The 7,854-nt window shown below is 37.3% G+C and carries 5 protein-coding genes; all 5 read right to left on the reverse strand.

Translation table 11 applies throughout. From position 1 onward, the window contains the following. A partial coding sequence (locus tag AC1DND_RS13270) for a SusC/RagA family TonB-linked outer membrane protein (protein WP_477582223.1) occupies positions 1-2,233 on the reverse strand: 2,233 nt, incomplete at its 3' end. Positions 2,234-2,579: 346 nt separating this feature from the next. Beyond that, complete coding sequence (locus AC1DND_RS13275; RefSeq protein ID WP_477582225.1) at positions 2,580-3,062, reverse strand: lipid-binding protein; 483 nt, start codon at positions 3,060-3,062, stop codon at positions 2,580-2,582. Between the two features lie 11 nt (positions 3,063-3,073). Then, complete coding sequence (locus AC1DND_RS13280; protein ID WP_477582227.1) at positions 3,074-3,595, reverse strand: immunoglobulin-like domain-containing protein; 522 nt, start codon at positions 3,593-3,595, stop codon at positions 3,074-3,076. A gap of 150 nt (positions 3,596-3,745) precedes the next feature. Continuing rightward, on the reverse strand, positions 3,746-5,218 hold the full coding sequence (locus tag AC1DND_RS13285) for a SusD/RagB family nutrient-binding outer membrane lipoprotein (RefSeq protein WP_477582229.1): 1,473 nt from the start codon (positions 5,216-5,218) through the stop codon (positions 3,746-3,748). An 11-nt stretch (positions 5,219-5,229) separates the two neighbouring features. Next, positions 5,230-7,854 (reverse strand): SusC/RagA family TonB-linked outer membrane protein (locus AC1DND_RS13290; protein WP_477582230.1); only part of this gene is annotated, 2,625 nt, incomplete at its 5' end.

Raw genomic sequence — 7,854 nt, forward strand, 5'->3', positions numbered from 1 at the left:
AGTTAGCTACGTTAACGGGAACCGTTTGATCAGTAGTATTTGATTTGTAATAAGTGAAACTACCGGTAATTCTTGATTTTAATAATGAGAAATCAACACCACCTTCATAAGCTAAAGTAATTTCTGGTTTAATGTTTGGCGATACAATACGGTCACCCAAAGTAAATCCCGGAATTCCTCCATACGGGTAACCATAACCTTGACCAAATGTTGGCAACAATGCATAAGCACCGAAGTTAGAGCTATTACCTAAGTTAACATTACCCACTTTAGAAACACCACCTCTAATTTTTAAAGATTCAATTACGTTAGAGTTTTTCAAGAATGGAATTGCATCCGACGCAATGAACGAAATGTCGACAGCTGGGTAGAAAAATGATCTGCTTTCTGGTGCCAAAACTGATCTCCAATCATTTCTACCAGTAACGTGTAGGTACAAATAATCTCTGAAACCTAAGCGGGCGTCACCATAAACACCAATCTGTCTGGCTTTGAAATTTGTTTCACTAGCACTTGGATTTTGAAGACCATTAGAAATATTAAAGAAATCAGCCAGTGCTAAACCGCCATTCGTGCCAACATTTACACTTTTGTAAGTATTCTGTCTGATTGTAGCGCCAGCAATAACATTTAATGAGAAATCTTTAGAGAGTTTTTTGATGTATTGTGCCTGGAATTCTGGATTGATCTGAACATTGTATCCTGAATAATCACTCACACCGCCAACAACGTTTGAGAAGTTAGGCGTTTCCTTTAAACGATAATCTGAATAAGTGAATTTATTGGTTGTAGATTTATTGGCAAATGATCTGTTAGATAAATTCGCTCTAACCAATAAAGATAATTCCTTAATCGGATTCCATTTTAACTGAGCATTACCCGTTAAATAATCATTACGTGTAGCACTGCGGTTATTACCTAAAGCAAAGTATGGATTTTGATAGTATTCGTTATAATATCCATCAGGAGTAGAAAACGGGTCGTTTTTATAATCTTTGTACCTAGTTAAAGGGATTTCACCTGGTGATTGTAAAACGTTGTCATAAACTGTTGCAATTGCACTTGATTGATCGTAGCGATTTTGCACATAGTTTAAATTAAAACTAAAGGTGACATTGTTGCCTAAGTTACGCTCACCATTAACACGCATGGTAAACCTGTTGTATTTATCGCCAGGTACAGTACTTTTTTGATCGAAATACTGTCCAGAAAAATAATAGGTTCCTTTATCATCACCAGAAGACAAGTTAAAGTCTGTTTGGTTAGAGTAACCTGTTTCCCAAAAAGCATTTTTATTCTCGTCTGAATTAAATGAGTAAGGCACAGATTGGATCGAGCCATCAGCTAAAGGTTTACCAATCGGGCGAACAACGCCATCAAATGCCGGACCATATTGTTGGTTCTCAAATGGCGTATAAGTTGGTATATCATCATTACCCGTACCAGATCCAAAACGATCTTGTAACTGAGGTAAGAAACTTACCTGCTCAATATTAGTCGTGTGACTAACATTAATTGTTGACGAACCTCTTTTACCTTTTTTAGTTTGAATGATTAATGCGCCGTTAGAAGCATCAGAACCATAAAGTGCAGCAGCACCTGCTCCATTTAACACTTCAATGTTTTCAATATCTTCTGGATTTAAGTTTCCTAAGATATCACTTGGTACAATAACATTATCAACAACAACCAAAGCCTGGTTATTCCCCAACAATGAACGGTTACCCCTTAATACTAAACGGATACTTGGATTAACACCGCTACTTACCGCATTTACCTGCAAACCCGCAACCTTACCGGTAAGGGCACTCGCAACGTTAAATGCCTTGCCTTGAGTTAATTCTTCAGCTTTAACTGTAGTAGACTGGTTACCTTGTTGACGGCGCTGAATTGTAACACCACCGGCAGTTACAACAACCTCATTTAATGAGGTGACATCTGAATTTAAAACCGCGTTTACAACATTGTTAGCAGGAATAACAAACTCTTTTGTTGCATAACCTAAAAAGGTTACCACTAAAGTTTTACCATTTTTGGGAACGTTTAGTGAAAATTTTCCGTTAGCACCCGTTTGAGCACCTAAATTAGGGATTTCTTTTACCCTTACCGATGCACCAGGTACAGGAAGTCCATCTTCCTGAGATGTTACTGTACCAGATACTGTTCTTTCTTGGGCAAACGCCGAGGAGGCGCATAGCACAAGAATGAACAAACTTTGTAGAAGTTTTTTCATAATTTGAAAATAGGTTAGTTAATGATTTATAAAGGCTAATGTAGAGTTAGTTATGTATACAACCAAATTATTTTTAACAATTTTTAACATTTAACCCTTTTTTTTGTTAAAAAATAACTATTTGACAAAAAAAGCATCAAAAACCAACAAAACTAATAATTTAGTTAAAAATAACCGTCTTCATAGTTATACAAAAAATGAAATTTTAGAGCGGTTTAGGTTCTTAAATACCGCTTATTAAAAGGGTAGCATTTTAAAAATTTAAAGCCTTTGTTATAAATTTCTCTTAAAACAACAAGGCCCTCCAGAAATAATTATGGAGGGCCTTATTACTTATTACGAATAGTTAATGATCGTCTTCAACAAATTTTGTTCGGTGGTAACCTTTTAAGTGATAAACCGTTCCCGGATCATCCGAAAATTCAACATCCAATGCAATGGCATCGGTTGGTGCTTTAGATGATGGTCCCACGGCACCATTAGTTGTGATCTTTCCATTGGTTACCGTAAATTTTATACCACCTGTATAAGTACCTGCATTAATAATATTCTGCCCAGTAATGGTTTTGTTATCTAGGTTTACATTAACCTTACCAAAAACAGTTTGAGTTGAACTGCCCCAAAAATTAGTCAAATTTAACCACATCTGGCTTGATGAGTTATCAGCTGTATTGTAGGTAGAGATTCCATAATAATCGCCTTTACCATCAATCTGCACCCACCACTCACCAGATAGGTCCTGTACTGCTGTACCGCCAACTGGTTCATCTTTTTTACAAGCAGATATGCTTAGTACACAAAGTGTTAGTATATAAAAATATTTTTTCATCGCTCTATTGATTATTGTTTAACAAAAGTTCTAACCGCGGTACCATAACCAGGATTTTCAACTGCCCATGAATAATTGCCTGTAATTAAATCTTTACTCTCGGTATTTGACCCCCACGGCCCGCTATCGGTATTCTGTTGTGGAATATCAATTGTGCTACCAGTAGGGTTAATGGCAATTACGTTGACTGTTGTCCCAGTTGCTGCACCGCCGGGGTTATTTACCAGATAAGCGCCAGGGGCCAATTTAGTCCATTTTGTGATTGTTCCTGTAGCCGCCCTCAAATAGTTTCCCGAAAAATCATTCACTAATGCATCTGCCTTAGTATCATAAACCACCACAGATCTAGTTGCTGTGGCAGAAAAACCATCAGTATTTGTAGCTGCATAGGTAATCAAATAAACACCAGCTGTTGCTGTATTTGGCAGACCTGTAGTTTTTACTTCAATAGTACTTGTTCCTGCTACTGCTGTGGCGCCAGCATCCGTATAAGTTGCTCCTTTGGCAACTGCAACATACTTATCACCTTTCATAGTTAGTATTGGAAACACAGTTATTTTGGAAATACCTACATAACCTTCCGGATAGTCAAAGGACTCTTTTTTGCAAGAGCTATAAGTCATACTTATAACTCCCAATATGATTATTGTTAAATATCTTTTCATCTTTTTATCAATTAAATACTATTTACCCCACCAAACTTTAGTCGTAATTGGCACCTCTGTTGGTGTGTTGCTGTTTCTATCTCTTGATGAAGCAGGAAACACCAAACGTTTAGGAAACAACCCTGATGTAACTCCATTTTTCGAATACACCCACTGGCCAGCGATATAGCTAGCATCTGTCGAATATACTGTACTTGTTTTTGGATATCCCGTACGCTCTTGTTCGAAGAAACCTTCAAGGCTATGGGAGCCTGCGAAAGAGGCCCATTTTTGAACAATTATCTTTTCTAGTTTTTGTTCAAAAGTACCTGCTGGATATACTAGATAAGGTGCAGGAACTGCACTTACTGCTAATCCAACTTGAGTAAAAGCTGCCCTCACACCGTTTTGATACATAGCCGCAGCACCTGTACCCCCATAGTAGCGTTCTAGCGCCTCTGCCTGCATGAAATACGACTCGGCTGCAGAAATAAACCAAACTGGATCTTTAGCCGTTTGAGCAAAAACTGTTGCACTTGCATAAGTCGGCTGCTGGGTTGCTGTTGCAGTATAATCACCTTGGTTTATTGGCACAGGGCTAGCCGTTCCAAAATAATAATTAACCCTTGGATCGTTATTTGCGGACAACCAACTGGTAAAGGTTTTACTAGCCCTCAAGTTTGTAGTGGTATTTAAACGACGTACATTATATTCATAAAAAGGATTACTATTGTCTGGTGTACCATCAAATGTAGCAATACCTGCACTGGTGGTTAAAAAGTTCGCACCATCTGTATATAATTTTGTAATACCAGCCTGCGCTTCTGCAGGTTTTGCATTAACCATTCTTAAATACATTTTTAACTTTAAGGTATTTGCGAATTTAGTCCAAAGGCTCATATCGCCACCAAAAAGAAAATCGGTTTTCTTTTGGTCACTGCTTAACGCAATACTGGTATAATCTTTCGCAAGTGCTGCATCTATTTCTGCAAGTAGGCCCACGTAAATAGTATAGCCATCATCAAACTTAGGCTGCAGATTATCAATGCCTTTTAACGCTTCTGTATATGGAACTTTATCGTACAGATCCACCAGTACTTGATAAGTATAAGCTTTCATTACCGTGGCCATCAAATTATAGCGCCAATCACTTTTTGCTACAGCTAGGTTTATAGCCAATTGATAATCAGCTAATGCACCAGAGAATAACTCATTATAACTACCGTTAAAATCATTACGGGTTAATGCATAAGAATCAATTGTTTTATATTGATTTGAAGCATTTGCCTGTGTGTAATATTGAGCCCAAATGCCACCCAAAATGGTCAGATCACCGCCAACACGACCTGTAGTTGACATTACTGCTGAAGGAAACAACACTTCAGGAGTAGTGGTTTCAATTAAAGGGTTATTTGGACTTACGTTAATATCTAGCGTCTTCTTACATCCAAAGGCAAGTAACACTATTGCTGATAACATCAGCACTTTATATTTTATGTTATTATTTTTCATTACAAGATAGATTAAAATGAAACTTTTAATGATGCACCAAAGAACCTAACAGGAGGAGCAGTTCTAAACTCACCAAATTCACTTCCTAAATCGTTTCCGAAATTAGAAACCTCGGGATCAATAGTGTTGTTCGTTTTAGCTAACCAGGTTACAAGGTTTCTTCCAAAAACAGAGACTGATGCTCTTTGTGCGCCAACTTTGCCCACAATAGATTTAGGTAGGTTATAGCTTAAAGTGGCTTCCCTTAATTTTAAGAAAGATCTATCTAAAATACGGTTAGCATAAGCATCAGCCTTATTTGATGTATGGTAGTAAAAATCGTCGGTATTGGCTTCGGTAATAGGAGTAGTGTTTTCTACGTATGTACCGTTAGCTAATTTTTGAACAGAATTAGGAACAATAAACGGACGGCGATCATTATAAGTCGTCTTTTCATCTGCACCCACGAAGTTTAATAAATCGGCTGTTCCTGAATAAAACACACCACCTTTATGCCAATCTAACGTAAATGAAAGTGAAAAATCTTTATAACGGAACTGATTACTCAATCCCATTACGAAGTCTGGCACCGTTGATCCAAAACTTACGTTTTCAGAAGAATATACTGGATATCCGTTTGAATCAACAATAACCTGACCTGTTGGACTATAAGTACGTGTAGGCGCTTCAATAATACCTAATGGTTGACCAACACGGGCTACAAACTGCGCATCATAAGCCGAATTTAAAACGACCTTATCTAGTCCGATCGGCAATTCGGTTACTTTACTGTTTTCTTTTGTAAACGTGTAATTTAAATTCCAGTCAATATCCGTTGTTTTGATTGGTTTAATATTTACGGCAATTTCTACGCCCTTGTTACGAACCGAACCAAAGTTTACAATGTATGATGAATAGCCCGTTGCTGGATCAATAGGCAATGGGATAATTTGATCTTTTCTTAATTTATTGTAATAAGTTGCATCGATTCCAATACGATCCTTTAAAAACCTAATCTCAGCACCCAACTCTACCTCTTTAACACGTTCTGGTTTAAAGTTATTACTGTTCAACTGGTTAGAGATTGAGTAGCCTGGTACACCAAAAACAGGAAAAGTTAAGGTTCCAAAGCCTAAAGGAACGGATGTTCTTGTGGCGCTGTTAAATACACGATAAGGATCTGTATCACTTCCTGTTTCGCCATAACTTGCTCTAAATTTTAAAAAGCTGATGGGTGTTTTGGTTAAATCTATGGCTTGAGAAGCGATGAAAGCTAAACTCGAAGCAGGGTAGAAGTAATTATTGTTGTTCTGTGGAAGTGTTGACGACCAATCGTTTCTACCTGTTAGTGTTAAATATAGGTATTTGTTGTAACCTAGTGTTGCGGATGCATACGCGCCAAATAAGCGGCGATGTGATTCTGCACTTGTTGATGTTGGTTTGTTTGCTGAGTTATTAATCTGATAAAAACCTGGTATTGCTAAATCTTCGATACCCGTAGTCAATACCCTTGAACCACGATCATTGTAGTTAACACCAATTAAACCATCTAAATCGAAGTGGCTATTTAATTCTGTGTTAAATAGTGCATTTAATTTCGAATCGTACTCAAACGTTTTTACAGATCCATCGATTACATCACCGGCATCTGCTGCTCTCGAAGAACCTTCAATGTTCCCACCTGCATTATAACTACCTGGGCTCGGTGCATTTTTATTATGCCAGATTTTGCTAATGGCATTATCAATATCAGCACCTTGTTGGAATTGAAAACTTAACCAGCTTGCTGCTTTGTAATTCAAATTAATATTTCCATACACGCGGTCACTCTTGTACCTACTTCCATTCTCATAAATAGAGTAATAAGGATTTTCTGCATAAGGAGTAAAATAATTGTCAACGTTAAAGAATTTGTTTTTATAATCTTGAAGATCTTTAATTGGAATATCGCCAGGGATCTGTAGGATATCTTCATAAAATGAAGAACCGATACCTGAATTGCCACCTCCCTGATTGATAAATTTTGTAGTTTTACCAACATAGTTTAAAGATGCATCAGCGGAGAAATTTCCGTATTTGGTTGATCCTTTTAAGGTAAAGTTGTTTCTTTTATACGAATCATTATCAGACGGAAGATAGCCATTGCTGTAAATATTACCATAAGAAAAATAAGCCGTACTATTGTCATTTCCTCCACTCAAGGCAATATTATTATTTAACTCTATACCTGTAGTTAACGCATCCCTAACATTGTTTTTAATGAATGAAAAAGGTTTYAACAATTGAGAGTTATCAACTATTGCGCCCCATGATCTCAGTTGACCATCATATTTTGGACCCCAGTTACCATTCTCAGAAGGAATGTAAGTACCATCCCAGCCCTGCCCGAATTGATCTTGAAGCTTATAAACAGATGCTACATTGGTTAAAGTAGTAGCTGTAGAAAGATCTACCTTCAATTTGCCTGCTGCTCCTTTTTTAGTTGTAACAATCAAAACACCGTTCGATCCACGTGAACCATATAAGGCTGTTGCTGCTGATCCTTTTAAAATACTGATACTTTCTATGTTATTTGGATCAATATCATTTGCATTGTTACCAAAATCGTAATTGTTATCAGAACCTGCCGTCGAATTATCCAACGGAACTCCATCAAC

Source organism: Pedobacter sp. 01N416 (assembly GCF_056399685.1).